This is a genomic window from Phyllobacterium sp. NPDC097923 (genome assembly GCF_044760925.1).
GTDB lineage: Bacteria > Pseudomonadota > Alphaproteobacteria > Rhizobiales > Rhizobiaceae > Phyllobacterium > Phyllobacterium calauticae.
This window is the reverse complement of the sequence record NZ_JBIWBL010000005.1, coordinates 31,249-58,191: the sequence shown is the minus strand read 5'-3', so window position 1 is coordinate 58,191 and position 26,943 is coordinate 31,249. Positions and strand designations below refer to the sequence as shown.

Here is a 26,943-nt window from a genome sequence, read left to right as displayed (position 1 = left end):
GATCAGGCGGGAATACGCACGACGGCGCGCAGGCCGCCCATGGGGCTTTCGTCCAGGGTGATATCGCCGCCATGGCTGCGGGCAATGTCAAGCGCGATGGCAAGCCCGAGCCCGGTGCCGCTGGCATCCTGATTGCGCGCCTCATCCAGCCGGAAGAATGGCTTGAACACCTCGTCGCGCATCTCCTTGGGGATGCCGGAGCCGTCATCGTCGATGGTGATGCTCAGCCAGCCATCGCGGTGATCGGCGGTGACGACGACATTCTTGGCATAGCGGAACGAGTTCGATACCAGGTTGGAGATCAGCCGCGAGAAGGCATTGGGCCGGACCTGAATCTCCGGTTCGCCGCGAATGCTGGACTTGAAGCCGCGCTCCAGCAGGGTGCCTTCCTCTTTCAGTTTGGTGAAAAGGCGTTCCAGGTTGAAGGTGCCGGTTTCTTCCTCCGCCTCGCTGCGGGCAAAGGCGAGATAGCCCTCAAGCATGGACTGCATGTCCTCGATATCCTGCTCCATCGCTTCCGTATCGACCTTGTGGCCGACCAGCGCAAGCTGCAGCTTGAAGCGGGTGAGGATTGTCCGCAGGTCGTGACTGACGCCGCTCAGCATGGTGGTGCGCTGCTCGATCTGGCGTTCGATGCGCTCGCGCATGACGATGAAGGCCGCGCCCGCCCGTCGGACTTCCTCCGCGCCGCGCGGCTTGAAATCGGGCGGTGTCGCCCGGCCCTTGCCGAAACTGTCGGCGGCCGCGGCCAGCTGCTGGATCGGCTTGATCTGGTTACGCAGGAACAGGATGGCGATCGCCAGCAGCACCAGCGCCGAGCCGGACATCCAGACCAGGAGAATCAGCGTGTTCGAGGCATAGGCCTGGCTGCGGCGGGCAAAGACCCGCAGGACCTTGCCTTCCAGCTGGATGCGGATTTCGACGAGATCGGAATCGCCTATTGTGTCGATCCAGAACGGGCGGTTGATCTGCTTGGTGATCTCGGCGCTCAGCGGCTCGTCAAGAATGGAAAAGAACGGCTTCGGGCCGGGTGCAGGCAAGGGGTCGGGCGGCAGGATGGAGATGTTGAGCGACAACCTCTCGCGCGCAATGCGGATGAGGTTTTCATAGCCGGGGTCCTGCGGATAGGTGTCCATCAGGTCGATGATGCCGGAGATGTCGCGCACCACGGCCGTCGACAGGCGCTGGGTGACCGTCTGCCAGTAACGCTCCATGAACACGAAGGCGATGACCGACTGCAGCAGCACCATGGGTGCGATGATGATGATCAGCGAGCGGGCATAGAGCCGTTTCGGCATCCACTGCGCCAGCCAGCGGGAAAATTTCCGCCAGGGGCCGAGCAGCGTGCTGCGGCGGCGGCGCCAATGCCGCTGCCTGACTGCCAATGCGCGTTTTGCACTGTCCGTTTGTGCCATATGATCGGTGCCCACTCGCGCATTGGTTATTGCGTCCTGATCCCGCGGATCGGGACGTTTACTCCACGCTCAATTTATAGCCGACGCCGCGCACCGTCTGCAACCAAACCGGATTGGCCGGGTCATTTTCTATCTTGCGGCGCAGCCGGTTGATCTGCACGTCGATTGTCCGTTCGCCGACATCGCCTTCCTGGCCGGTCAGCTCATGCCGGGGCACGGTTTCACCGGCACGGGCCGCGAATATCGCCATGATATCCTGTTCGCGGTCGGTCAGGCGGATCGGTTCGCCCGAACGCTTCAACTCGCGCTTGGCGATGACGAAGGTATAGGGCCCGAAAACGATCTGCTCGATCTTGGCCTGCGATGCCGGGGCGCCGCGGCGCAGGATATTGTTGATGCGCAGGATCAGTTCGCGCGGATCGAAGGGTTTCGGCAGATAATCATCCGCACCGGCTTCCAGACCGCTGATGCGGCTGTCGGTTTCCGACAGGGCCGTGAGCATCAGGATGGGAACGCTCTTTTCCTGGCGCAGGGACTGGGTGAGGGCCACGCCGCTTTCACCCGGCATCATCACATCGAGGATCAGCAGATCATAGTCAATGCCGGCAAGCTTGCGCCTGGCCTCGTCCGCATTGGCAGCCACCGTAATGCGAAAGCCGCTGCCGGTCAGATATTGCGACAGCAAGTTTCGAATCCGGGTGTCATCGTCGACAATGAGCAGGTGCGGCGCATCGTCTGAAAGCGGAAGTTCTTCACTCACCAAAATCATTCCTTCTCTCTCCGGGCATTGGCGCCCGCCCTTGGTCCCCGGACGTCCCTATCCGGCATAAACTATCCTGCCTGTGGCAGACTGTCGATCTGTTGCCTTTGGCCCGGATTGACCATCGCTTTGAGGAAATGTTCGATCACGGCCCGGTCAGCCAGACCGATTTGCTCCAATGCACTGCCAATGCGGCGTGATTGCGGTGCGGCAAGCTCAAGCGCGAGTTCTCTGCCCTTCATGGTGGGATAGAGTTCGCGCTGCCGCCGGTCGCGCGGGCCGGGTATCTGCACGACATGGCCCGTGTCGATCAGCTGCTTGAGAACACGGGCGAGACTCTGCTTGGTGATTTGCAGCACATCCAGAAGTTCCGCAACGGTCATGCCCGGCTTACGGTTGATGAAGTAGAGAACCCGGTGATGGGCGCGGCCGAAGGTCAGCTTTTCCAGAATCAGATCCGGGTCGGCGGTGAAGTCACGGTAGGCAAAGAAAAACAGCTCGATGAGGTCGAGTTCGCGCGCATCCGCCTTGGTCAGGGCTGTCTCAATATGCCGATCCGGTGTATAAGGTTTCATGCAGGGCTCCCGCTCTCATTCATGTGTCGCCGAATAATATGTCAGTCTTGTTGACTTAATTTTAGACTGCTGATAATTTTTGGCAAGCTGTTGGCCGCATTTTGAATGAAACGAAAAGCCAATAAGTGTTTCCGGGACATTTTTCCTCATCGAAACGCCTATTGCTGCCACGCATGATCCGAAAATCGGTGCGATTTTCATCGGGGATCAGGCGGGAATTCAAAATGGACAGTGTCCTTTGCACGTTCAAGAAGAACGCGCGGCGCTGTCGGGAGCCAAGGTTCACCAATTGTGAAACGGGAACAATTGGCGTCGTCTCAAACCCGTCAAACGATCAGGAATCAAACGCCTGGAGGAAAACATGGCATCCGTACCATTTGATCAGCTTGAAGGTTACATCTGGATGAATGGCGAATTCGTTCGCTGGGCAGATGCTAAGGTTCACGTGCTGACTCATGGCCTGCATTATGCAAGCTCGGTCTTTGAAGGTGAGCGCGCCTATGGCGGCGAAATCTTCAAGCTCAACGAACACACGGAGCGTCTGCACGAATCGGCGCGTATTCTTGGCTTCACCATTCCCTATTCGGTCGAAGAACTGAACGATGCCTGCCGCAAGCTCCTTGCCAAGCAGGGCTTTCAGGATGCCTATGTGCGCCCGATCGCGTGGCGTGGCAGTGAGTCGATGGGCGTTTCGGCCCAGAACAACAGGATCAACGTGGCCATCGCCATCTGGCAGTGGCCAAGCTATTTCGACCCGGCGCAGAAGCTCAAGGGTATTCGTCTGGATATGGCGGAATATCGCCGCCCGGATCCGAAGACGGCTCCCTCCAAGTCCAAGGCCGCCGGCCTGTACATGATCTGCACGATCTCCAAGCACGCCGCCGAAGCCAAGGGCTATGCGGACGCGCTGATGCTCGACTGGCGCGGCCAGGTGGCCGAAGCCACCGGCGCCAACGTGTTCTTCGTCAAGGACGGTGTCATTCACACGCCGAAGCCGGATTGCTTCCTCGACGGCATCACCCGCCGCACGGTCATCGAGCTGGCCAAGCGCCGCGGCTATGAGGTTGTCGAACGGGCGATCATGCCGGAAGAACTGGAAGGTTTCGAACAGTGCTTCCTGACCGGGACGGCTGCGGAAGTGACGCCGGTTTCGGAGATCGGGCCACACCGCTTCACCGTTGGCGAGATCGCGATCAACCTGATGAACGATTACGCCGCCGAAGTAACACCGAAGAAAGCAGCGGCTGAATAACTCGCAGTATCAGAGCGCAAATAAGGCGCGCTCAGCCCGATACTGCAAGCTTGCTAACGAAAACAACCGGTTGATACCTCTTTATTGAGGCATCAACCGGTTTGACATTGCCCAAAACTTAGTCAACATGCCAGTGTCAGGCATGAGTCTGACGCGAAACGTTGACGGGGTGTCAATTATGGGTGCACTTCTTCCTCTCATCATCCAACTGATCTCAGGGGCTGTCGGCGGCAATATTGTCGGCGGTATTCTCAAGAACCTGACTCTTGGCCCGACTGGCAACACGATTGCCGGCGGCGTTGGTGGACTAGTGGGTGGCTACTTGACGCAATACCTTGGCGCCGGTGGTGCCCAGCTCGTGGCAAACGCAGCATCATCGTCGGGATTGGATCTCGGCTCAATCATCGGCAATGTTGCCGGTGGCGGTGTTGGCGGTCTTATCCTCACTGCAATCGTTGGTGCGATCAAGAACGCGCTGGCCAAATCCTGATCATCACAGGACGCAAGCGATTTTCAAGGGCGGTCCCATTGGCCGCCCTTTTTATTTGGGCTAAAGCCTGATGTACGAGATTTCCGAAAGCATAGGGTTAGAAGAAAATGGGACAATTGCAGGCCGGTATTATCCCCGTGACGGCCTTTCAGCAGAACTGCACGATCCTCTTCGACAGCGATGACAAGCATGGCGTCCTGATCGATCCGGGCGGTGACAATGATCAGGTGCTCCATGCCATCCGCTCCAACGGCATCACCATCGACGCCATCTGGATCACCCATGGCCATATTGATCATGCGGCGGGCGCCATGGACATGAAGGAGGCGCTCGGCGTCGATATCATCGGTCCGCACGAGGCTGATAAATTCCTTCTTGATTCAATGGAGGAGAAGGCGGTCCAGTACGGCATCCAGGGCAGCGGCGTGCGCAACTGCACGCCGGACCGCTGGCTTGCGGATGGCGATACGGTGTCCTTCGGGTCGCATGTGTTCGAGGTGCTGCATTGTCCGGGCCATGCGCCGGGCCATGTGGTTTACTACAACCGGGCCGCCAAGTTCGCGCATGTCGGCGATGTCCTGTTCAACGGTTCGGTCGGCCGCACGGATTTGCCGGGTGGCGACCACGAGACCCTGATCAACTCGATCAAGAACAAGCTGTTTCCGCTTGGCGACGATATCGGCTTCATCTGCGGGCATGGCCCCGGCGGCCGTTTCGGCGAAGAGCGCCGCACCAATCCGTTCCTGACCTGACAAAAAGGCCGCCGGAGCGATCCGGCGGCCTTTTTTCAATCCGGCTGATCAGCGATCAGTTGGCGTTGCAGAAATATGCACGTCCGTCATAACCGCGGAACGTACCGGTTTCTGGATTGAAAGAGCGGTAGCGGTCGGCGCAATAGCGATACCAGGCGCGTGACCACGGCTGGGCGCTGCCATAATAGACCGGGCGCACTTCGCGATAGACGCGAACCGGCGCGGCGCGATAGACGGGACGATCATCGTAGTCGCGATAGATCACGTCGGGTTCGCGTGGCTGGGCGAGTGCGCCGCCGATGAGCGCACCTGCGGCAAGGCCGATAGCGCCGGCTGCGAGTGCATCGCCACCGCCGCGATGATGATGACGGCGCCAGCCCCAATCATCAGCCGATGCCGACGAAGCAAGCGGAACGGCGATCGTTGCAAAAGCTGCCGTCGCAAGAATGGCAATTTTCATACCTTTAAACATCTGTGCCTCCTTTGAAGCATCCTTGGCGGAACTTTTGGAACCGCCTGATCGTGTTGGGCTGGACTTTCAGTGGGGGCGCCAGCCGTGATGTGTGTTTTAAACGTTCCAGAATGAATGCAAGCTGAACGGAAAGCGGGCACTTTCGTTCCCTGCATCCCATGCGGGAAAGGCACATCGACATCATAATATCAGCAAATCCATGGCAAGGAACGCGCGAAGGGTGCCGAAATTGGATAATTGGGGGGAATTTCCACGCAAAGCATCCGCTTTACGGACGCGCAGCCATCGCCGCGACCGGGGAGGTGGACTTTCAGGGAAAACCCCCGGGCGTGTCCGGGGGTCCCGAAGCGGCTTACGCCGCCTGAATTATTCCGTAACCGTGATGTTGACGGCCTTGGGGCCTTTGCCACGACGGTCAGGCTCGGTATCGAAGGAAACCTTCTGATTGTCTGCGAGACCTGTGAGGCCGGATGCCTGAACGGCGGAGATATGGACAAAAATGTCCGCTGCGCCATCATCCGGTTTGATAAAGCCAAAGCCTTTTTCACTGTTGAAGAATTTGACCGTACCGGTCTGTGCCATGCTCCGTTCCTTTTCCTTACTTACCGCGTTCCCCTCCGGGCTTGCGGGATTGGTAGTGCCGCCTTTTGTAAGATACATCCGGCGTAAATCATGCAGGCAGTTCTCGAATTCAGGAAAGGAGCCGATCATTGCCGGGATTTCTCCCGACCCGGTATTCTTGCGGTTCCGGCGCGCCGTTCTTCCAGTCTTCCAGTGTTCGCAGATGCCCGAACGCTTTGAGACTGCTAGAATAAGTGTTTTTTGGCAAGCAAAAGTTTTTCCATCGTTTAGGCGACTATATCGAACAGCTGTGCAGCCGACATACTTCGCCGCGCAAAATCGTTGCCTGCAACCCATGTATTAACCGCGCGGGCCGCCGCAATTCGAGGTTGTATGCGGTAGTGACGCCGCATAAAACTGTCCAAATGGTCAAATTTTGGCTTCTAACTCTAGCGGTTGCGCAGAACAATACATGCGCCGCCGGCGCCATGCAGCTTGGCGCAGATGGCATTGGCCTCGCCGCGCGTATCGGCGCCGATGCGCACGGCATAGATGCCGCGCCGGCCCATCGGCGTGCGATAGCGGCTGATGACCGGCTCGTGCTGGTTCAGGATGGCCGGAAAGGCGCGGCGCAGCCGTTCCATCTGGTTCACGGCGGCTGAGCGGCGGAAGTTTCCGGCAATCTGGATGCCCCAGGGTTTCGGCTTGATCTGCGCCATGGAGATCGTCGCCGAGCGGACAACCGGCAATTGGCGGCAGGCGGCATCGAAGCCCAGTTTGACATTGAGCGGCGCGGCGCCGATCTCCGCGCCCGCCGCAAAATCATCGGCCGGACGCCCTGTGATATCAAGCACATAGTCTTCGGTTTCGAGTGGCAGGAAACCGCCGCTCGACAGCCATTTCGACACGCGTGTCGGTCCGGCATTGTAGGCGGCCGCTGCCAGTCCCCAATTGCCGAAGGTGGCGCGCAGGTCCTTGAGCAGCGCCGCCGATGCCGGAAGCGCCTGGGCGAAATCGAAGGGATTGGCCAGTTGCCGCTCCCGGGCGGTGCCCGGCATGAACTGGGCGATGCCTTGCGCGCCGACCGGGCTTTCCGCCTGATCGTCGAAGCGGCTTTCCTTCCAGATCAGGCGGGCAAAGAAGTCGCGCGGCACGCCGTGGCCGTCGGCCTGGGTGGCGATGGCGGCGCATATCTGGCTGACGGTCGGGGCGGGCGGTTGCGGCGGTGCCGGTACGGACGGGTTATCGGCCGCAAGCACAATCGATGCGGTCAGCAAGGTGAGTGATGCCCCCAGAGCGATCTTACAAAGCGCGTTCACTCAGCCCCCATTCGTCACGCATTCCACTGATGAGCATAAAGCACAGAGAAATTGCAGAGGAAAGTCTGGAGAGGCTGTCGATCTAGACAGAAGCTGCGCTGGCCGGTGTTGCCGGAGCAAAGACCCGGATTGCCTTCTCCCGTATGCGGAAATGCGCAGGGGTCCAGGTGGTAAGGTCGCCGTCGGTGTTCACGGGGCGCGGTTTACTGGTTTTGATGGTGACTTGCGTGGTCTGGAAGGCCCGCACATCGTCCCAGCGGCCGTGGGTGCCTTTGCGCAGGCTGGGCAGGAGACCCAGCAACCGCCACCAGTGATCCACCTCCAGACTGTAGAAATCCAGCCGCCCGTCGTCGGCGGTCGCGGTTTCCTCTACGGTCATGCCACCGCCATAGTGGCGGCCATTGCCGACGGAAACCTGCATTGTCCGGATTGTTTCGACCGAGCCGTCATGCTCGACATAGGCGGTGAACAGCCGGGAGCGGGCGAGGAGGCGGGCCGCAACCATGGCATAGCCGAGCTTGCCCCAGCGCTTCTTGGCCTTTTCCGTCAATTCCGCGGCCAGTTCGGCACTGAAGCCGATACTGGCAACATTGAAGAACAGGTTGCCGTTGACTTCGCCGAGATCAATGGGGCGCGGTTCGCTGGAAAGGATCAGTTCCACCGCCTTGAGCGGGACGGGTGGCAGGCCGATCGTCCGGGCGAAATCATTGGCCGTGCCCAATGGCAGGACACCCAGTGGCAGGCCGGTCTCGACAAGACCGGCAGCGGCGGCGTTCAGCGTGCCATCACCGCCGCCGATGATCACCAGATCGCATGCATCCTGCATGCGCCTGATGAGGTTGGAGATGGATTCGTCCTTATCCGGTGACGCATCGACCAGCGTCAGCCCGCCGGTTTCCAATGCCTTGCGGATGGGATCGATCGGCTTCCGGCCGCTGCGCGCATTGGGATTGACGATAAACAGGGCGCGTCGTGGCGGTTTGGCTTGGGTCAACAGGCTGGTGCTCCGGTTTGCAGTCCGCCGCAGGTGGGGTTTGATTTGTGGCGAAACAAGGCAACGTCATGCCCCGGCTGGTGGATTTTGCCGGTGGCAAGCGCTACACAGCTGGGATCACCATTTCGGCAACGCATGAGAGTTCGAGAATGACCTCCCTCACCACCATCGGTTTTGACGCAGACGATACGCTCTGGGAAAACGAACAGTTCTTCCGCCTGTCGGAAAAGCATTTCGAGACGCTGCTTGCTCCCCACACGGATGTGCCCGACCTGTCGGACCGGCTTCTGGAGGTGGAACGGCGCAATCTCGATCTCTATGGCTTCGGCATCAAGGGTTTCACCCTGTCGCTGGTCGAGACGGCGCTGGAGGTGACGGATGGCAAGATACCGTCTTCCGTGCTCGGCGAAATCCTGGCGGCGGGGCGGGACATGCTGCGTCATCCCATCGAAACCCTGCCGCATGTGCAGGACACGCTGGAACAGCTGGCCGGGCGCTACCGGCTGGTCCTGATCACCAAGGGCGATCTCTTCGATCAGGAGCGCAAGCTGGCGCAATCGGGCCTTGGCGATTTTTTCGATGCGGTTGAAATCGTCAGCAGCAAGGACCGAGCCACCTATGAGCGGATTTTCAGCCGCCATGGCGATGGCCCGGAGCACAGCATGATGATCGGCAATTCGCTGAAATCGGATGTGGTTCCGGCCATTCAGGCCGGCGGCTGGGGCATCTATGTCCCGCATGCGTTGACCTGGGTGCTCGAACATGTGGATGCGCCGGTGGCGGAGCCGCGCTTCCGCCAGATCGACCATCTCGGCGATCTCGCACCGCTGCTGGCTGAACTCGGCTAGAGCCTTTCCAAGTTTGTCAGGCTTGGGATATGGTTTGTTTCCCCGAGGAATTTGCCTTGAGGGGTGTCCCGTGCGGACATCCATATATGTTTTTGAGAATATTCAATATTAGTTACGTAATAACATTAATTTATAGGAGTCATAATGTCGTTTATTTTTATGAAGTCTCCCTTTGGAACGCTACGGTTGGGCCTCCTCATTTTATGGCTGTTTGCCTTGCAGCAGCAGGCCCATGCACAGGATGCAGTGCCGGTGGTGAAGGAAGAATACATCTCCGCTTCGGATGTTATCACGGTTGAGAAGGATGGCAGCTACACCGTGGAGTGGCAGACAACGCGCCGGCTGCTTGATGCCAGCGGCCGTGACAGTTTTGCGAAAAAGACATTCAGCTTCAACGATCAGCTGGCAAGCCTTGACATCATCGAGGCGGAAACCATCAAGGCGGACGGGCGGCGCATCCAGGTGCAGCCGGATCAGATCCGGCTGCAGGAGGACCCGGCGGCGACGGGGCAGCCGGTGTTCAGCACGAGCAAGCAAAAGACCATTATTTTCCCCGACATCGAGATTGGCGACAGCGTTCACTATCGGGTGCGGAAAATTCAGAGGGAACCGGATTTTCCCGGGCATTTTGCCTATGCGGATTCTTTTGCTCCGGACGAACGGGTGCTTGCCTACACGCTGGTGTTGAAGGCTCCGAAATCCCTCGATCTGCGCAGTGAAGCCTTGGCGATGAACGAGGTGCGGGCGACGGATGAAAAGGGTGACGACGTTTGGAGCTGGAGCTTTGCCCAGCCCGACACCAGACCGCTTGACCACGGCAAGGCGGACGTCTTCGTAAACAGTCCGCATATCATCGTTACGAGTTTTGCCGATTGGAATGCCATCGCCCAGGCCTACCGGGCGCGCGCCGACGACAAGCTTGCGGTAACGCCGGAGATTCAGGCGCTTGCCGACGAACTGACGAAAGATGTTCCCGGCCGGCGCGAGCAGACGCAGCGGATCTATAACTGGGTGCGCGGCAATATCAGGTATGTCGCCCTGTATCTGGCACAAGGGGGCTACGTGCCGCATCCGGCCGGGGACATTCTGCGAAACCGCTATGGCGACTGCAAGGACCACGTTGTCCTGCTCGAAGCGCTTCTGCGCGCCAGGGGGATTGAAAGCCATGGCGCTCTCATTGCTTCGGGCGATCTGTTCAGTCTGCCCTCTGAAGCGCTGCCGGGCTATTTCGATCACATCATTACCTATGTGCCGGAATTTGATCTTTGTCTCGATTCCACGGCCGAATATCTGCCATTCGGTTTGAAAGGCTATTGGCTGTCGTCGAAAGCTGTCTTGCACGTGGATGGCTTGACGGGCGTCCGCACAACGCCCGCCATGACGGCGCCGGAGAATTCATTGTCCACCAGCACGACCTGGTCACTCAACATGGATGGATCGCTGCAAGGCAGGATTGTGGAAATTTCGCGGGGCGGCATATCGATTGACCGGCGCCGCGCCGTCGCGGGCGTCGATCCCCTGCAGCGTGCCGGTCTCGTGCAGCAGCTTCTTGCCCGCAACGGCTTGAAGGGCAAGGGCAGCTACACGGCGGACGATCCGAAAAGCGATGCGCGGGATTACAAGATCGATATCGATTTCACCGTCGATCAGACCGGCCTCGATCTGTCCGGTCCCGAGGCGTTTGCCATCACGCCCCCCTTGGCGTTGGGCTACTCCATACCGGACATGACCAGCTTTGCCATGGAGCGCCCCGAACCGCTCTATGCAACCTCCTGTGCGGCCGTTGAGCTCGACGACACCTATGATGGAACCATTCCGGAAGGTGTCGGCGTCCGCTCCCTGCCAAAATCCGTGTCGCTGGCCGAAGGGCCCATCCGGTATGATGCCGCCTATGCGGCGGAGGGACAGAAAATTCACGCAAGACGCCACTACGTCATGTCCATCGACCGGGGCTATTGCACGCCGAAAGATGTGGAACAGATGGCGGAGGCTGTGGGCAAGGTGCGCCAGGATCTGCAGCGGAAAGTTCTGCTGGCACCCGCCAGCGATTGATCGGAAACGGAGCAGGCCTCTTACTCGGCGGCGTGCTGGTCCTGCGCGCCGTCATCCGGACCGTTGGGGTCGCCCGCCATTGTCTCGCAGCCGAGATCGGGGAAGGCGACAACGCGGTTTCCGGCAAAATCGGTGCGGACGACCACCAGTCCCTGTTCCTCGAAATAGGTCAGGAGCCGCCGGGCGCGCCGGGCGGAATGGGTGCCGTAGGCGCGGGCAAGCGTTGCATCGGACGGGCAGGGATTGCCGGTGACCGCCGCCTGCGCGACAATGAAGAACACACCCTGCACATCATCGGGCAGGCTCTTGGACAGTTCCAGCGCCTGCTGCCACGGCTCGCTTTGCGCGGTCTCGCCGTCGATGCCGGCGCGGGCGACAGCCAGCTTGCGGCGGAAGGCGGGCAGCGACAACGCGTCGCCGGGGACGCGGCGGATGCGGCAGCGCACCAGAAAATCCTGATAGAGCACCGCGTCGGTGCGGAAACCGGCATCCGGGTCGCCCAGCATTTCCTGCATGACCGCATCGATCAGCGCGCTGCGTTCGGCTTCGTCGATTTCCGGGAACAGCGTCAGGGCGGGCGCTTCCGCTTCGGCCATTGCCTTGGCTTGGGTCAACTGCGCCAGGATGTCGGCCGTTGGGGTGGGTGGCGGCGGCGTGGGCGCGCGCCGCACGACCGGGCGCCGCTCTTCGGGCGCCGGCGTGAAGATCAGCTCATGCGCGTCGTCGGCCTGCTGCGGCAGCGGTGTCAGCTTCGGGCTGGACGAGCGGGCGGAGGTTTCGACCGGGCCGATGGTGACCGGCAGCGGACGGCGCGACAGCGCGGGCCCGAGGGCAACGAAGTGGCCGCGCGCCAGATCGCGGAACTGTTCGGCCTGCCGCCGCTCCATGCCGAGCAGGTCGGACGCGCGGGCCATGTCGATATCGAGGAAGGTGCGGCCCATCAGGAAGTTGGAGGCTTCGGCGGCAACGTTCTTGGCCAGCTTGGCCAGCCGCTGCGTGGCGATGACCCCGGCAAGTCCGCGCTTGCGGCCGCGGCACATCAGGTTGGTCATGGCTCCAAGGGACAGCTTGCGCGCCTCGTCGGAGACCTCGCCGGCAACAGCCGGGGCAAACAGCTGCGCCTCATCGACCACGACAAGCATTGGATACCAGTAGTCGCGCTCGGCATCGAACAGGCCGCCGAGAAAGGCCGCCGCGCAGCGCATCTGCTGCTCGACATCGAGGCCTTCGAGATCGAGCACCACGGACACCCGGTGCTGGCGGATACGCGCGGCAATGCGGGTCAGTTCATTCTCGGTGCGGGCGCCGTCGACGACCACATGGCCGTATTTGTCGGCAAGGGTGACAAAGTCGCCTTCCGGATCGATGACGCATTGCTGCACCCATTGGGCGCTCTGTTCGAGCAGGCGGCGCAGCAGATGGGATTTGCCCGAGCCGGAATTGCCCTGCACCAGCAGGCGCGTGGCCAGAAGCTCTTCCAGGTCGAGCATGGCTTTTGCGCCTGCGGGCGCCGCTCCCATGTCGATATCGACCTTCATTGCTTCTCCAGACCGGTGGTGATTCCGCGCACGGTCAAACGCGCGCGGACCTCCTTAGCATTCCTTTTCCGCTCATGCGCGAGCGATATGCCGCTTCTCCCCGGAAACCCACAGATGGTTTTCCGCATCGGTGCGGCGCAACACCGCGCCGAACTCCTGCATCCGCGCAACCACATAATCCGGTTCCATCAGCCCGTCGGGGAAATACAGCCCCGGTGCCACCTTTTCCCCGCCGGAAAGGCCAAGCAGGCGTTCCACCGCCAATGCCACATTGAGGGCAGTCAGAGGTGCCTGACCCTGCGGATGGACGATATCCAGGCGGGTTGTCGTCTGCTTGCCGGTGTTCAGTTCGCCACTGATTTCTATGACGATCTCGGTGGAAAAGGGTTTGCCCCGGCGGCGGCTGGCCGATTCGCCATACGCCATGTCGAAGCGGATGGAGTGCGCGCCGGTGGCAACGCCAAGGCTCAGGACGTCGAAGGGGGAATAGGCGCTGGCTTCGATCTGCTTACCGTCGATATCCGTGAAACTGCGGGTGGCTTCCGCGCCCGTGACCCAGCGCCATTTGCCGTTCTTGAGCGCCAGCGGATTGGGGGCGGATTGTGTCAGCCGTTCGAAATCGGCAAAGGCGGCCGGCCCGCCCATGTCCTGCTCGTCCAGCACCACCGCAATCGTGATTTCGTCTATCCGGCGGAAGTCTCGGGCGACCTGAAGCACGGGGAAGGTGGCCGACCCTGCCAGCCATGTACTGGCCATGAGAATCGCCGAACTGTTGGGTTTGTGGATGTAATGCGCCATCTCGGGGCCGACTTCGAACACTCCGCTGGAAACGCTGAGATAAGGCAGCTCACGCGCCTGCGCGAATTTCAAGCTGTTGAGCGTCTCGTCTTTCACGAACAGCACGACGGCGCTGAAGGCCTTGCCGGCGGGCTGGCCGAGATCGGCCCGGTCAAGATCAATGGAAACCGCTTCGGCACCGCCGAGAGTGTCGGCGACGGATTTTGCTTTGGCCAGATCACGTCCGCCGATGGCGATGGGCAGATCCAGGTGGAGCTTGCGCAGGGTTTGTGCGGCTTGCGAACCGACGATACCGGATCCGCCAATGATGAGGACAGGGGCTGCAATGGTTGTGGACATGGGAATTCCCTTCATGTTACTATAAGTAAGTTACCTTTAGTAATATATGGGCGTGCGATTGCAAGTCAAGGGGTTGGATTGCTAATCTGGTGAAAAAGGGAATCCGCATGAGCAAGACCACAGCCGCCAAGAAAATGCCGAAAGCCCAGCGGCGGGAGCAGCTCATGGAAACGGCGCTGGAGATCGTTCGCACACAGGGAACCGATGCGCTGACGCTTGGCTATCTGGCGGAGCGCGCGGGGGTGAGCAAGCCGATTGCCTATGAGCATTTCGGCACACGCTCCGGCCTGCTGATCGCGCTGTATCAGCAATTGGACCAGCAACAGGTCGATGATTTGTTGGCGGCGCTGGAACAGGCACCGAAGCAACTGGCGAGCGTCGCCCGGCTGATGAGCGAGGCCTATATGGCCTGCTACCGCTCCATAGGCCCGGAATGGCACGCCATCTCCGCCGCGCTCAAGGGCGATGAGGAGATGGAAGCATTTCAGAAAGCGCTGATCGACGGCTATGTCGATCTCTACCGCACCGCGCTGGCACCCTATTCGGCACTTTCTGCCGATGATCTGCGCCTGCGCTGTGTCGGTATCATCGGCGCAGCCGAGGCCATTTCCCGGGAAATGACCTGCGGCTGCGTTGACGAAGCCACCGCATCCGCCGCCCTGGGATCGCTGATCCTGCAATGGGTGGCCAACTGATACCGGATTTGCATCGAGGTGTTGCGTGGTTCGCCCTTCGACAAGCTCAGGAAGCTCACCATGAGGGATGTTGAGGATTGCAGGGAACTATAGTCTGCAGCGGTTATGATTTGCCTTGCACCAAACCACCTCCCTCATGGTGAGCTTGTCGAACCACGCAACACTTTTTCTGGGATCAGGCGCTCACTGTACGCCCAAGAAACTCCCGCATCAGCACGGCGACTTCTTCGGCATGATCTTCCAGAAGAAAATGCCCGCCATCGAAAATATGCAGCTCAGCATTGGGCAGTTGTCCGGCATAGGCCCTGGCCCCGGCAAGCGCGAAGAAGGGATCATGCTTGCCCCAGGTGATCAGCATGGGCGGCTGATGCTCGCGGAAATAGGCGTGGAAATGCGGGTACTGCTTGAGGTTTGACTGGTAATCATGGAGCAGGTCGAGCTGGGCCTCGGCAATGCCGGGACGGTCGAGGCCGTTCTGCGCGTGGGTCCAGGCATCGGGGCTGATGCGGGCCGGATCTTTCGCGCCGAACAGGTATTGGCCCCTTGTGTCCTCGATCGAGAGGTGGCGGCGCATGACGGCCTCCGTCTCCGCATTGCGGTCGGCCCACAGGCGGCGCGCGGCGGCAAAGCCGTCCGACAGGCCTTCTTCATGCGCCACGGCGTTCTGCACGACAATCGCCGTCACCCGTTCGGGATGGCGTGAGGCGAGGCGGAAACCGACGGGGCCGCCGAAATCCTGCGCGTAAAGGGCGTAGCGCTTGAGGCCAAGCTTCCGGGTGAATGCGTCGATGATGTCGGCGAGATGATCGAACGTATAGCGGAACGCCGTGTGGGACGGGGCGTCGCTATAGCCCGAGCCGGGATAGTCCGGCGCGACAACGTGGTAGCGGTCGGCCAGCAGCGGAATGAGATCGCGGAACATATGCGACGAGGTGGGAAAGCCGTGCAGCAGGAGCAGCGTCGGCGCGTCCTTCGGCCCGGCTTCGCGGTAGAAAATCTTGAGACCGTCGATCTCCTCGGTCCGGTAGCTGATCACCGGGCGTGCGTGTTCGTTCGATTGTGACATCGTTCCTGCTCCTGTTGGATGGGTGGCTTCACCGTCTAAATTGCATTTTGATGGTTACTCAAATGGAGTAACTTGTCAAATTGAATTTTGATGGTTACTTCTAGGGGCGAAAGGACATGCGATGCCGTTCATTTTTCTGGGCAATGCCCTCTGGCTGGATTTCGTCAACACGCAGATCATCGATGGCGCGCTCATCGATCTCATCGGCAATGACGGTGCGTTTCTGCAGTGGGCGAAGACGGCCGATCTTCAGGCTGATGAGGACGATACGGCCACGTTCGACGCGGCCTTGACCGAGGCGCAGACGTTCCGCGCGCACTTGCGCGCGGCGGCGGACAGTCTCGCGGCCGGGACGGCGCTCAATCCTGCCTTTGTCGCCGATATCAACCGGCGCATGGCGGAACATCCGGTTGCAACGGTTCTGGAGAATTCAGAGAGCGGATGGGCGACCAGCGCAAAGCCTGTCACCAGCGGGCCGCAAAGCGTATTGGCTGCAATCGCCACTGACTTTGCCCGGTTTGTTTCCACCGAAGCGACGAATGTCCGCCACTGCAGCAATGAGCGCTGCTGCATCGTGTTCTACGACACCAGCAAGAATCACACGCGCCGCTGGTGCAGCATGGAAACGTGCGGCAACCGGGCCAAAGCCGCCGGTCGCCGCGCGCGCGTTGTACAGTAGTCTTTACTGCTCGAGTCGCAGAAGCCTTGCGGCTTAATGCGCGATGGCGGGTTCGCCGACGCGGTCGTCCTTGCTGCTCTTGCGGATGGTCAGCGCCAGCAGCGCGGCGATCAGGCACAGGATACCGGCGGTGAAGAAGGCGGGGAGATAACTTGCATATTCCGTGCGGGCAAAACCGCCGCCATAGGCTGCCGATGCGGCGCCGAGCTGATGACCGGCAAAGACCCAGCCGAACACCATGCCGGCCTTTTCACGGCCGAAACGGTCCGTTGCCAGCTTGACCGTCGGCGGCACTGTGGCGATCCAGTCGAGACCGTAGAACATGGCGAACAGTGACAGACCGTAGATCGAAAAATTGCTGTAGGGCAGGAACAGCAGCGAGGCGCCGCGCAGGCCATAGTACCAGAACAGCAGCCAGCGGTTGTCGACCCGATCGGACAACCAGCCGGAGCCGATCGTGCCGAAGAAATCGAAGAAACCCATCATGGCCAGCACGCTGGCGGCGGTGACGGCCGCAAGCCCGTAATCACCGCAGAGCGCGACGAAGTGGGTCTGGATGAGCCCGTTGGTGCTGGCGCCGCAGATGTAGAAGGTGGCAAACAGCACCCAGAACGTGCTGGTGCGCGATATTTCCTTGAGGGTTGCCAGCGGCAGGATGATGAGCGACAGCAGGCCGCCGGCAATCGGTGCGGTCTTGGCCACGTCCTTCTCGCCATAGGCGGGCAGGCCGACATCGGACGGGCGGTCCCGCATCAGCAGGAAGACCGCGACGGCTGCGACGGCGAGCAGGGCGCAGACCATCATGGTCGCCGCGCGCCAGCCGTAGTTTTCACTGATGGAGGCCATGAGCGGCATGAAGGCCAGCTGTCCGGTCGCCGAGCTTGCCGTGAGCATGCCCAGCACCAGCCCGCGCCGGTCGGTGAACCAGCGGGTGGCAACAGTCGCACCAAGCACCATGGCGGTCAGGCCGGTGCCGAAGCCGATCACCACGCCCCACAGCAGGATGAGCTGCCAGATCTGCGTCATGCCGAGGGACAGGAAGGAGCCGCCCGCGATCAACGCAAGCGCCACACACACGACCTTCCGTACGCCGAAATAGTTCATGAACGCCGCAGCGAATGGCCCCATCAGCCCGAACAGCAGCAGCCGGATGGAAAAGGCGGTGGCGATCTGTTCCGTCGTCCAGCCGAATTCCTTTTCCAGCGGCACGATGAGCACACCGGGAGCACCGACCGCTGCCGCCGTGACAAGCATGGTGAGGAAGGTGACGGATACGACGACCCAGCCATAGTGGATATTGCGCCGGGCGAGCGCGGCAGCGAGAGGCGATGAAATCATGTTCGTGTTCCCTGGAGGGTAATCGGCTTTTAGATGATGGTCATCATATTGACTATTGATGACGGTCATCATATAAATTGTCAATGCAGTTTTTTTGAAGGATTGTTTCATGCGCGTCAGCAGGGACCAGGCAGCACAGAACCGCGCCCGGATCATCGAGATCGCCGGACAGCAGTTCCGCGAAAAGGGTTTTGACGGCATCGGCGTCGCCGATGTGATGAAAAGCGCGGGGCTCACCCATGGCGGTTTCTATGGTCATTTCAATTCGAAGGATGACCTGATCGCCGAGGCCTGCGCGGCGGCCATGGCTTTGTCGGTCCGGCGGTGGACCAGCCTGTCCGAGGCCTCGCCCGACGATGCACTGGGCGCGATCACCCAATCCTATCTGGCGGGTGATGCCCATGGCGAGGGACAGATGAGCGGCTGCATGATGGCAGCATTGGCGCCGGATATCGCGCGGCGCGGCGGTCCCGTCCGTTCGCGCTTCACCGAGGGCACCAAGGCGCTTCTTGATATTCTCGTCAACGCCGTGACCGGCCGCAGCAAAGCCCGGCAGCGTGAAAAGGCCATCGCCATCATGGCGGGGCTGGTGGGCACCGTGGTGCTGGCGCGCGCCGTGGATGATCCTGATTTCGCCCGGGAGATCAAACGGGTCGGTGCGGCTGTGTTCGGCAAGGACGCGGAGTAGGGATGGGATTTACACCCCCCTCTGTCCTGCCGGACATCTCCCCCACAAGGGGGGAGATGGGCGGCAGCCCAGAGGGGGGTGAGTATTCTGATCTACCGCCCCGGACGTCCCGTCTTGCCCGGGCGGCGCTTCTTGCGCGCATCGTTTGCGTCCTCATAGGAGCCGATGCCGCTGCGCTCGCGGCGAATAATGGCATCGTCGTTCCGGTTGGTTGCACCGGGAAGTGCCGGTTTTTCCGGCACGGCGCCGCGTACCGGCTTCTCTGTCCGGCCAACAGTCATCTCATCCAGCGTGTTCTTGCGGAATTGTCCACCGCCGAGCGGCCGGGTGGAATCGCCGCCCATCTCATCGAGATGCGGCTTGCGGAACAGCGGCGAGTTCGGATCGCTGTTCTCGTCGGTGACCACGCGGTGCATGGCGCGTCCGGCATTGTGCCGGCCCTTGGTGCGGCCGCTGACCGGGCTTTCCAGTTCCACTTCGCGCGCCATCGGGTCGTCCGATATGGCCAGCTCCGTCTCGCGCAGCCGCTTGATTTCGTCGCGCAGCCGTGCCGCCACTTCGAAGTCGAGATCGTCGGCGGCTTCGCGCATCTGCTTTTCCAGATGTTCGAGGTGCGATTTGAGGTTGTTGCCCATCATCGCGCCGGACTCGGCAAAGCCTGAAATATCCGCCCGGACGTGATCGCGCTCGTAAACGCTGTTGAGGATATCGCCGATGTTCTTCTTGATGCTGGCGGGCGTGATCCCGTTGGCCGTGTTGTAAGCCTCCTGCTTTTCACGGCGGCGGCTGGTTTCGGCCATGGCCCGTTCCATCGAACCGGTCACGTGGTCGGCATAAAGAACAACCTTGCCGTCGACGTTGCGGGCGGCGCGGCCAATCGTCTGGATCAGCGATGTCTCGGATCGCAGGAATCCTTCCTTGTCCGCATCGAGAATGGCGACGAACCCGCATTCGGGAATGTCCAGGCCCTCGCGCAGCAGGTTGATGCCGACGAGCACGTCGAAGGCGCCGAGCCGCAGGTCACGCAGGATTTCGATACGCTCGAGCGTGTCGATGTCCGAGTGCATGTAGCGCACGCGGATGCCCTGTTCGTGCAGATATTCCGTCAGATCTTCCGCCATGCGTTTGGTCAGGACGGTGACCAGCGTGCGGTAGCCCTTTGCCGATGTCTCGCGGATTTCGCCGAGAACGTCGTCGACCTGCGATTTGGCCGGACGCACCTCGACCGGCGGATCGATCAGGCCGGTCGGCCGGATGACCTGCTCGGCGAACACGCCGCCGGCTTCTTCCATTTCCCAATTGCTCGGGGTCGCCGAAACCGCAACGGTCTGCGGGCGCATCGCGTCCCATTCCTCGAAACGCAGCGGCCGGTTGTCCATGCACGAGGGCAGGCGGAAGCCGTACTCGGCCAGCGTTGCCTTGCGCCTGAAGTCGCCCTTGTACATCGCGCCGATCTGCGGAACGGTCACATGGCTTTCGTCGATGAAAACAAGCGCATTGTCGGGGATATATTCGAACAGCGTGGGCGGCGGCTCGCCCGGCTTGCGGCCGGTGAGATAACGCGAATAGTTCTCGATGCCGGCGCAGGAACCGGTCGCCTCGAGCATTTCGAGATCAAAGGTGCAGCGCTGCTCCAGCCGCTGCGCTTCGAGCAGGCGTCCTGCCTGGTTGAGTTCCACCAGCCGGTGCTTCAGCTCTTCCTTGATCGACTTGATCGCTTGGTTCAGCGTCGGGCGCGGCGTCACATAGTGCGAGTTCGCGTAAATCTTCACCTGGCTGAGATCGCCGGTCTTCTGGCCCGTCAGCGGGTCAAATTCCGTGATCGTCTCGATCTCGTCGCCGAACATGGAAATGCGCCAGGCCCGGTCCTCAAGGTGGGCCGGGAACAGTTCGATCGTGTCGCCGCGCACCCGGAACGAACCACGGGTGAAATCCATCTCGCGCCGCTTGTACTGCTGCGCCACCAGATCGGCGAGCAGTGCCCGCTGGTCGAGCCGGTCGCCGATCTTCATCTCGAAGGTCATGGCCGTATAGGTTTCGACCGAGCCGATACCGTAGATACAGGAGACGGAGGCGACGATGATCACGTCATCGCGTTCCAGGAGCGAGCGGGTGGCCGAGTGGCGCATCCGGTCGATCTGCTCGTTGATCGACGATTCCTTCTCGATGAAGGTATCCGAGCGCGGCACATAGGCTTCCGGCTGGTAGTAATCGTAATAGGAAACGAAATACTCGACCGCATTGTTGGGGAAGAAGGATTTGAACTCGCCGTAGAGCTGCGCCGCCAGCGTCTTGTTGGGCGCGAGGATCAGCGCCGGGCGCTGGGTTTCCTCGATGACCTTGGCCATGGTGAAGGTCTTGCCCGAACCGGTAACACCCAAAAGCACCTGTGTCTTGTCGTCATCGGCAATGCCGGAGACGAGATCGCGGATGGCCGTCGGCTGGTCGCCGGAGGGCTGGAAATCCGTTTCCATGCGGATGGCGATGCCGCCTTCGGATTTCGAAGGGCGGGCAGGGCGGTGCGGTTGCCAGGCCGTGCCGTTCTTGAACAGCGGATTGCCGCTTTCGATCAGGGCGGAGAGCGCGGCAACGGTGGCGGTGGCGCCGCCTGCGGGCAGGTTGGCGGTGTCTTCAAGCGCAATATCCAGGCCGGCGACCGGGTTCAGTCCGGCCGCCGCGCGCGTCTTCGGATCGCTCGATCCGCCGATGGAGGTGCCGCGCGAGGTCCTGGAACTGCTGGTTGGCTTGGCGGCTGCCTTCTTCGGCTTCGTCACCTTGGGCTGCGGCTTGGCCGTTTCCTCGGAAATCTGCTTGGCCCAATCGCTGATCGAGCCGGAGAGCGGTGTGCCTTCCAGTTCCGATTGCGGCGCTTCGCCGAAACCATCCGCGTTATATTTGTCAGGAGATTTAACCATGGGCTGAATATGGTGGGAGTCCGGCAAAATGGAAAGAGCCAAGTCCGCAAAAGTCGCCGGAAGCGGCAGGCTCCTGACATAAGGTTGTCAGGAGGATTGTCAGGGTGCGTCCTGTTGCGGGGTATCAGCCGTAGCGCAGCTTGAGGCCGAGAATGGTCAGGATCAGCAGCAGCGTCGTGGCGTTTGCCGCGATGACCGGCCAGGAACTGATCATGATCCCGTAGAACAGCCAGAGCAACACGCCAAGTGCCAGCGAAGCATTGCTGATGAGCGAAATGCTGCCGGTTTCCCGGTGCCGAACGATCTTGATGATCTGCGGAACCCAGCACAGGGTGGTGATCAAGGCAGCAAGACTGCCAACGAGCTCGATATGGAGAGGCACGGACCGATCTTTCAGAAAAAGAGAGAATTGATATATGAGCGAATTCTTCAAAAAAATACAGCGGAATCATGACTTAACCAACAATCCGCGATAAAAATTTATGTCGCGGATTGTTGGTTTCGTGTCTCCCGCCGCCGGCCTACTGAACGGCGCCGAGAAGCCGGGCGGGAAGATAGATCACAAGCGACGCTGCGCCTGTTATGACGGAGGTGCCATCGGCGAGAACGGACTGCCCGGCGGGTGTCTCATCACCGGACAGCACTTTCTGCGACAATTGCCCGCTGCGCACCATGTTCATCAGCGTCGGCGAGCTTGCGAATACCCCATGCGACCCGCCGTCGAGGTCGGACGCATCGAGGACGACGATGCCGAGTTTCTGCAGCACGGCGATGCTGGAGCCGTCGCCGACGCGCGGGTGGCCGCCGGTAATCCGTCCTGACACGCTCAGGGCACTGTCGGCGCGGGAAACCAGCACCGTAAAGGGTTTTGGCAGTTCGCCGATATCCCGGACCTGTCCCTGGAACACGTCGATATCGATGTCCGGCGCCGCCAGCATGACGCCTGACAGGCGGCGGAACACGTCGCGATGGCCGGTCTGCGCCAGTTGGCTCAGGGCTTCCATGACCACGAACGAGCCCATGGAATGGCCGACCAGCAGGATTTTCGTCGCCTTGGTCGCCGCGGCCAGTTGCAGAAGTTCGGCAAGACCGTCGCGGCCATAGGTGGCGCTGTCGCGGTCATAGACGTAAAGGCCGAGTGAACCCGCCGACGGCCAGGAATAGTGGACGGAAACGGCGGGAAGACCGTAATCATAGGCGAACTGCGCCTGCCGGAAGACGCTGTCGGCAAAATTGTTGTTGTAGCCGTGGACGAAAACAAACAGCTCGCGCTGGTTGGCGGGACGTTTGGCCAGTTCCGCGTTGATCTTCTCGACGAAGACCTGCTTGCTGCCATAGGGCTGGAACGCCGTTGCGGCAAAATCCCGGGCCGGATTGGGTTTGCTGCTGCTCTTTTCCACTTCGCCGCGCTTGTGGTTCGGCGGGATGCCGACATCGACGCGGGCAAAATTGAGGGTTGGGGAGCGCTTGGCCGAATAGGGCAGGGAGAGATTGTCCGACCGCTCGCGGCTGGTCGCGACGAAAATCGGAATGACGGCCTTGGGTCCGGTCTTGTCGTTCAGCACCGGCGCGGGCACCGCCGCATTGGCCTTGACGACATGTTGGGACGTGAGACCCAGCACAGCACGACCACCGCACCCTGTCAGCACAAGCATGACGAGCAGAAAGGCCGACAAGCGGGATACGGTCATGAACACACTCCGGACAGCACTCCGGAAGTTAGAACCAGTATTTCGGCCGCACTGCAACTTAAAAGCACCGCCCGGCCGGCGGCAGGCACGCCGAACGGCCGCCGGCGTGACAATTTTTCAACAACCGGGTGCTGCTGCGGTCAGACGATCAGTGGGTCGCGGCCCATGTTCAGATGCAGCTCGTGGCCGTCATAGGCATGGGCTTCGGCCACCGCTTCGTCGAGTTCGACGCCGAGGCCCGGCGCCGTCGGCGGGATGACATAGCCGTTTTCCCATTGAAGCGGCGTCTTGAGCAGCTTGGCATGGAACCCGCCAAAGGCCTGGATGCATTCGAGAATGAGGAAATTCGGGCTGCAGGTGGAAAGCTGTATATTGGCTGCGCCGACGATCGGTCCGCAATAGAGATGCGGGGCGATCTGCGCATGAAACGTTTCAGCCATGCCGGCGATCTTCTTGGCTTCCAGGATGCCGCCGACACGCCCCAGATCCATCTGCAGGATATTGGCGGCGCGGTTCACCAGCACCCGCTGAAACTCATATTTCGTGGCGAGGCGTTCGCCCGTCGCCACCGGGATCGTGGTGTGCTGCTGCACATAGGCCATGTTCTCCGGCATATCAGGCGGGACAGGTTCTTCGAACCACAAGGGATCGTAGGGTTCGAGCCGTCTGGCCAGCCGCACGGCGCTGGTCGGTGTCATCTGGCCATGGGTGCCGAACAGGATATCCGCCTTGGAGCCGACAGCCTCGCGCACCAGACGGACAAATTTTTCGCCGAGATCGAGTTCTTCGAGTGAAAGCTGGCGCGGGTCGAAGGAGGTGTAGGGCGCGACCGGATCGAATTTCACGGCGGTATAGCCCTGCGCCACATATTCCGCGGCGCGCTCCGCCGAGGCTTCGGCATTCCAGTAGATCGCCGAAGTCTCGCCCAGCTCGGGTTTGGGATAGAGATAGGTGTAGCTGCGCAGCCGCTCATGCACCCGCCCGCCCAGCAGTTCGTAGACGGGCTTGTCGGCTTCCTTGCCGATGATATCCCAGCAGGCCATTTCCAGCGCCGATACGGCGCCCATGATGGTTACGTCAGGACGCTGGGTGAAGCCGCCGGAATAGGCGCGGCGGAAAAACCGCTCGATGTGGTGCGGGTCCTGGCCGATCAGCCAGCGCTCGGCGACATCCTCGATCACCCTGCGCATCACCTGCGGGCTGACCGTCGAATTATAGGCCTCGCCGTAGCCGACAACACCCGAATCGGTGGTGAGCTTGACGAAGATGAACCACGTGCCTCCAAACGATGGCGGCGGGTTGCCGACGACGAAGGTTTTTATATCGGTGATTTTCATGGCCTGCTCCGGTGGTTCACTGTCCGCCCGACCCTAAGGGAGAGGGCGCGCATGTCAAAAACCGTGCAACGACCCCGCATGTCGGCTTTCTGACAGTTCTTGCACGGAAGGTCTTTCCATTGCCTCTATTGCACTGCATCATAAGCCCACATGCACATGCCTATGGAGACCGGACGTGAGTGAAGAAACCAAGCCGATCGGCGAACTGACCCTGCGCACGCTTGCCATGCCTGCGGATGCCAATGCGGCCGGCGATATTTTTGGCGGCTGGGTCATGGCACAGATGGACTTGTCCTGCGGTATCCGCGCGGCGGAACGGGCGCGCGGCCGGGTGGTGACGGCGGCGGTGAAGGAAATGGCCTTCGCCAAGCCGGTCAAGATCGGCGATACGCTGTGCGTCTACACGCATATCGAACATGTCGGGCGCACCTCCATCACGCTGAAGGTGGAAGCATGGGCACAACGCTACCTCTCCGACCTGATGGAGCGGGTAACCCATGCGGATTTCGTCATGGTGGCGCTTGATACGTCGGGCAAGCCGACGCCGGTGCCGCCGGAAGCCAAGGCCTAACCACCGATCATATACTTGTCCCAGAAACCGGCCTGCGGTTCGCTCTGCTCGACAATGTCGATCCACAGGCCCGACGGATCGTGAAAACCGAAACGGCGCTGGCCGAAAGGCTCGTCGGTCAACGGATATTCCACCTGCAATCCGCTCGCGGTGACCTTTTCGAAAGCCGCCGCCGCGTCATCCACCTGCAGCTCGAAACACATGCCCTTGCCGCCAAAGCTTTCCGGGCCGGGCGGCGCCGAAGGATGGTCCGGCGTCATGAAGGCGATGGAGGCCGTATGGTCTTCGCCTGCGAGCCAGCAGAACCATGTGCTGTCAAAACCGCTGGTGAAGCCGAGATGCCGTATCCAGAAATCGCGGCAAGCCTCTTTTTTCTCGGTGACGATGATCGGATAGCGGTCCGTGAAGCGCATGGTAAGCCTTTCCCAATGGTGGTGATTTGCGGCATTAGAGGCAGTCGGCATGACGATGACAAGGGCGTTTTGTCAGTAGTCTTCACACGCCCGCTTGCGGGATACACGCACCATCCTGTGGTTAAGATCGTAAAAGGCTTGGATTGGCGGCATTAATCAGGCAGCGTTTTTCAGGGTCTGATGTTGGAGGGCGATGCATGGCACTGTCTGGGGCAATCCGGAATTACGCGCGTATACGGGGCGGGAGCGACAGCGCGAAGGTCGATTTCGTCGAATTGTTCTTCGATCTCGTCTTCGTCTTTGCCGTCACCCAGATTTCGCACTTCCTGCTGCATGACCTCAGCCTCAAGGGGCTTGGCGAAAGCGCTCTGCTGCTCGCGGCAGTCTGGTGGGTGTGGGTCTACACGGCGTGGGTGACCAACTGGCTCGATCCGACGACGCCGCCGGTCCGGGCGATGCTGTTCGTGCTGATGCTGGCGGGGCTGGTGCTGTCAACGTCCATACCCACGGCCTTTGCCGGCCGCGGGCTGGTTTTTGCCCTGGCTTTCGTCACCATGCAGCTGGGCCGCTCGCTCTTCGTCATGTGGGCGATGCGCCACCACAACCGCTCCAACTACCTGAACTTCGTGCGCATCTCGGTCTGGCTTGGCGTTTCCGCCGTGTTCTGGATCAGCGGCGGGCTGGCCGATCCGGAAAACCGGGTGTTTTTCTGGCTGGTTGCGCTGCTGATCGAGCTGGCGGGTCCGGCGCTGGGCTTCCGCACCCCCGGCCTTGGCGCCTCGACGACGGCGGACTGGGATGTGGACGGCGACCACATGGCCGAGCGCGCCGCGCTGTTCATCATCATTGCGCTCGGCGAATCCATCCTTGTATCCGGCGCGACATTCGCCGAGCAGGAATGGACCTTCATTGCGTTCTCGGCCTTCCTGACGACCTTCGTCGCTTCGGTGGCCATGTGGCTGATCTATTTCAATGTCGGGCAACTGCGCGCGCACCACAAGATCGCCTCGACCGATGATCCCGGCCGCATCGCCCGCGTCGCCTATACCTATATCCATGTGCTGCTGGTGGCGGGCATCATCGTGGTGGCCGTTTCCGATGAACTGGTGCTGGCGCATCCACTCGGCCATTCCGCGCCCTCGGTGCTCTGGACCTCGATCGGCGGAACGGCGCTCTATCTCATCGGCAACCTGTTGTTCAAGGGCTATGTGGAGGGCAGGCCACCGCTTTCGCATATGGCGGGACTGGTCCTGTGCGCCGTTCTGGCCTTTGCGGGCGGTGCGCTCTCGCCGCTCGTGCTCGGTGCTGCAACCAGCCTGATCCTGATCGTGGTGACGATCTGGGAATATGTCGGCCGGATCGAGGAACCCGGCCACCGGTAGGAC

At 60.9% G+C, this 26,943-nt stretch carries 26 protein-coding genes; 10 read left to right on the top strand and 16 right to left on the bottom strand.

Translation table 11 applies throughout. From position 1 onward, the window contains the following. Window positions 1-2: 2 nt before the first annotated feature. The 3 genes from ACIQWS_RS20635 to ACIQWS_RS20625 all read right to left on the bottom strand — a co-directional run bounded on the left by ACIQWS_RS20635 (window position 3) and on the right by ACIQWS_RS20625 (window position 2,750). The gene (locus ACIQWS_RS20635) at window positions 3-1,298 is read right to left on the bottom strand and encodes a sensor histidine kinase (protein ID WP_374042724.1); all 1,296 of its coding nucleotides are present in this window, start codon (window positions 1,296-1,298) and stop codon (window positions 3-5) included. Between the two features lie 175 nt (window positions 1,299-1,473). Further along, window positions 1,474-2,184 carry a response regulator gene (locus ACIQWS_RS20630; RefSeq protein ID WP_403183868.1) on the bottom strand — a complete coding sequence of 237 codons (711 nt, stop codon included), beginning with the start codon at window positions 2,182-2,184 and terminating at the stop codon, window positions 1,474-1,476. 62 nt (window positions 2,185-2,246) lie between these two features. Beyond that, entirely contained in the window at window positions 2,247-2,750 is a 504-nt protein-coding gene (locus tag ACIQWS_RS20625; protein ID WP_403183865.1) for a MarR family winged helix-turn-helix transcriptional regulator, read from the bottom strand. A 361-nt stretch (window positions 2,751-3,111) separates the two neighbouring features. On the opposite strand from ACIQWS_RS20625, the gene ACIQWS_RS20620 reads away from it, so the two are divergent. The 3 genes from ACIQWS_RS20620 (at window position 3,112) to ACIQWS_RS20610 (ending at window position 5,244) form a co-directional block, all read left to right on the top strand. Further along, complete coding sequence (locus tag ACIQWS_RS20620) at window positions 3,112-4,002, top strand: branched-chain amino acid aminotransferase (RefSeq protein WP_346304964.1); 891 nt, start codon at window positions 3,112-3,114, stop codon at window positions 4,000-4,002. Window positions 4,003-4,180: 178 nt separating this feature from the next. Beyond that, window positions 4,181-4,492, top strand: a complete 312-nt coding sequence (locus ACIQWS_RS20615; RefSeq protein WP_346304952.1) for a hypothetical protein — start codon at window positions 4,181-4,183, stop codon at window positions 4,490-4,492. A 107-nt stretch (window positions 4,493-4,599) separates the two neighbouring features. Next, window positions 4,600-5,244, top strand: a complete 645-nt coding sequence (locus tag ACIQWS_RS20610) for an MBL fold metallo-hydrolase (protein WP_403183863.1) — start codon at window positions 4,600-4,602, stop codon at window positions 5,242-5,244. A gap of 55 nt (window positions 5,245-5,299) precedes the next feature. On the opposite strand, the gene ACIQWS_RS20605 is transcribed toward ACIQWS_RS20610, so the two are convergent. The 4 genes from ACIQWS_RS20605 to ACIQWS_RS20590 form a co-directional block, all read right to left on the bottom strand. Continuing rightward, complete coding sequence (locus ACIQWS_RS20605; protein WP_223612596.1) at window positions 5,300-5,716, bottom strand: BA14K family protein; 417 nt, start codon at window positions 5,714-5,716, stop codon at window positions 5,300-5,302. A 366-nt stretch (window positions 5,717-6,082) separates the two neighbouring features. After that, complete coding sequence (locus tag ACIQWS_RS20600; RefSeq protein WP_105732051.1) at window positions 6,083-6,298, bottom strand: cold-shock protein; 216 nt, start codon at window positions 6,296-6,298, stop codon at window positions 6,083-6,085. Window positions 6,299-6,726: 428 nt separating this feature from the next. Next, window positions 6,727-7,554 (bottom strand): transglycosylase SLT domain-containing protein, encoded by an 828-nt coding sequence (locus ACIQWS_RS20595; RefSeq protein ID WP_403184211.1) that lies wholly within the window; start codon window positions 7,552-7,554, stop codon window positions 6,727-6,729. Window positions 7,555-7,678: 124 nt separating this feature from the next. Next, window positions 7,679-8,590, bottom strand: coding sequence for a lipid kinase (locus tag ACIQWS_RS20590; RefSeq protein WP_403183860.1), 912 nt, complete (start codon window positions 8,588-8,590; stop codon window positions 7,679-7,681). A gap of 149 nt (window positions 8,591-8,739) precedes the next feature. On the opposite strand from ACIQWS_RS20590, the gene ACIQWS_RS20585 reads away from it, so the two are divergent. Both ACIQWS_RS20585 and ACIQWS_RS20580 read left to right on the top strand, forming a co-directional pair. Further along, window positions 8,740-9,438 (top strand): HAD family hydrolase, encoded by a 699-nt coding sequence (locus ACIQWS_RS20585; RefSeq protein ID WP_403184208.1) that lies wholly within the window; start codon window positions 8,740-8,742, stop codon window positions 9,436-9,438. 144 nt (window positions 9,439-9,582) lie between these two features. Then, window positions 9,583-11,490 carry a DUF3857 domain-containing transglutaminase family protein gene (locus ACIQWS_RS20580; protein ID WP_403183858.1) on the top strand — a complete coding sequence of 636 codons (1,908 nt, stop codon included), beginning with the start codon at window positions 9,583-9,585 and terminating at the stop codon, window positions 11,488-11,490. 20 nt (window positions 11,491-11,510) lie between these two features. Here the strand turns inward: ACIQWS_RS20580 and ACIQWS_RS20575 are convergent, their stop codons facing one another. Continuing rightward, window positions 11,511-13,028, bottom strand: a complete 1,518-nt coding sequence (locus ACIQWS_RS20575) for a helicase HerA domain-containing protein (RefSeq protein WP_403183856.1) — start codon at window positions 13,026-13,028, stop codon at window positions 11,511-11,513. Between the two features lie 72 nt (window positions 13,029-13,100). Beyond that, window positions 13,101-14,165: an NAD(P)-dependent oxidoreductase gene (locus tag ACIQWS_RS20570; RefSeq protein ID WP_403183853.1), complete on the bottom strand. Its 1,065-nt coding sequence runs from the start codon at window positions 14,163-14,165 to the stop codon at window positions 13,101-13,103. A gap of 107 nt (window positions 14,166-14,272) precedes the next feature. On the opposite strand from ACIQWS_RS20570, the gene ACIQWS_RS20565 reads away from it, so the two are divergent. Beyond that, window positions 14,273-14,860, top strand: coding sequence for a TetR/AcrR family transcriptional regulator (locus ACIQWS_RS20565; protein ID WP_403183850.1), 588 nt, complete (start codon window positions 14,273-14,275; stop codon window positions 14,858-14,860). A gap of 175 nt (window positions 14,861-15,035) precedes the next feature. On the opposite strand, the gene ACIQWS_RS20560 is transcribed toward ACIQWS_RS20565, so the two are convergent. Then, entirely contained in the window at window positions 15,036-15,926 is an 891-nt protein-coding gene (locus ACIQWS_RS20560; protein ID WP_403183845.1) for an alpha/beta fold hydrolase, read from the bottom strand. 121 nt (window positions 15,927-16,047) lie between these two features. Here ACIQWS_RS20560 and ACIQWS_RS20555 point away from each other — a divergent pair, with 121 nt between their 5' ends. Next, entirely contained in the window at window positions 16,048-16,605 is a 558-nt protein-coding gene (locus tag ACIQWS_RS20555; protein ID WP_403183843.1) for a CGNR zinc finger domain-containing protein, read from the top strand. 33 nt (window positions 16,606-16,638) lie between these two features. On the opposite strand, the gene ACIQWS_RS20550 is transcribed toward ACIQWS_RS20555, so the two are convergent. Continuing rightward, on the bottom strand, window positions 16,639-17,943 hold the full coding sequence (locus tag ACIQWS_RS20550; protein WP_403183840.1) for an MFS transporter: 1,305 nt from the start codon (window positions 17,941-17,943) through the stop codon (window positions 16,639-16,641). Window positions 17,944-18,052: 109 nt separating this feature from the next. Here ACIQWS_RS20550 and ACIQWS_RS20545 point away from each other — a divergent pair, with 109 nt between their 5' ends. Further along, complete coding sequence (locus ACIQWS_RS20545) at window positions 18,053-18,631, top strand: TetR/AcrR family transcriptional regulator (protein WP_223612604.1); 579 nt, start codon at window positions 18,053-18,055, stop codon at window positions 18,629-18,631. A gap of 92 nt (window positions 18,632-18,723) precedes the next feature. Here the strand turns inward: ACIQWS_RS20545 and uvrB are convergent, their stop codons facing one another. From uvrB to ACIQWS_RS20525, 4 genes are all read right to left on the bottom strand, one after another. Continuing rightward, entirely contained in the window at window positions 18,724-21,546 is a 2,823-nt protein-coding gene (gene uvrB / locus ACIQWS_RS20540; RefSeq protein WP_403183837.1) for an excinuclease ABC subunit UvrB, read from the bottom strand. A 124-nt stretch (window positions 21,547-21,670) separates the two neighbouring features. After that, window positions 21,671-21,928 carry a SemiSWEET family sugar transporter gene (locus ACIQWS_RS20535; RefSeq protein ID WP_223612606.1) on the bottom strand — a complete coding sequence of 86 codons (258 nt, stop codon included), beginning with the start codon at window positions 21,926-21,928 and terminating at the stop codon, window positions 21,671-21,673. Between the two features lie 139 nt (window positions 21,929-22,067). Then, on the bottom strand, window positions 22,068-23,237 hold the full coding sequence (locus ACIQWS_RS20530; RefSeq protein WP_346307430.1) for an alpha/beta fold hydrolase: 1,170 nt from the start codon (window positions 23,235-23,237) through the stop codon (window positions 22,068-22,070). A 140-nt stretch (window positions 23,238-23,377) separates the two neighbouring features. Beyond that, entirely contained in the window at window positions 23,378-24,574 is a 1,197-nt protein-coding gene (locus tag ACIQWS_RS20525; RefSeq protein WP_403183833.1) for a mandelate racemase/muconate lactonizing enzyme family protein, read from the bottom strand. A 226-nt stretch (window positions 24,575-24,800) separates the two neighbouring features. Here ACIQWS_RS20525 and ACIQWS_RS20520 point away from each other — a divergent pair, with 226 nt between their 5' ends. Next, a complete protein-coding gene (locus ACIQWS_RS20520) occupies window positions 24,801-25,145 on the top strand; it encodes an acyl-CoA thioesterase (protein ID WP_403184206.1) in 345 nt (114 codons plus the stop codon). On the opposite strand, the gene ACIQWS_RS20515 is transcribed toward ACIQWS_RS20520, so the two are convergent. Next, entirely contained in the window at window positions 25,142-25,558 is a 417-nt protein-coding gene (locus tag ACIQWS_RS20515; protein ID WP_403183830.1) for a VOC family protein, read from the bottom strand. The two genes, ACIQWS_RS20520 and ACIQWS_RS20515, sit on opposite strands and share 4 nt — an antisense overlap. A 197-nt stretch (window positions 25,559-25,755) precedes the next feature. Here ACIQWS_RS20515 and ACIQWS_RS20510 point away from each other — a divergent pair, with 197 nt between their 5' ends. Beyond that, the gene (locus ACIQWS_RS20510) at window positions 25,756-26,940 is read left to right on the top strand and encodes a low temperature requirement protein A (protein ID WP_403183827.1); all 1,185 of its coding nucleotides are present in this window, start codon (window positions 25,756-25,758) and stop codon (window positions 26,938-26,940) included. Window positions 26,941-26,943: the final 3 nt, after the last annotated feature.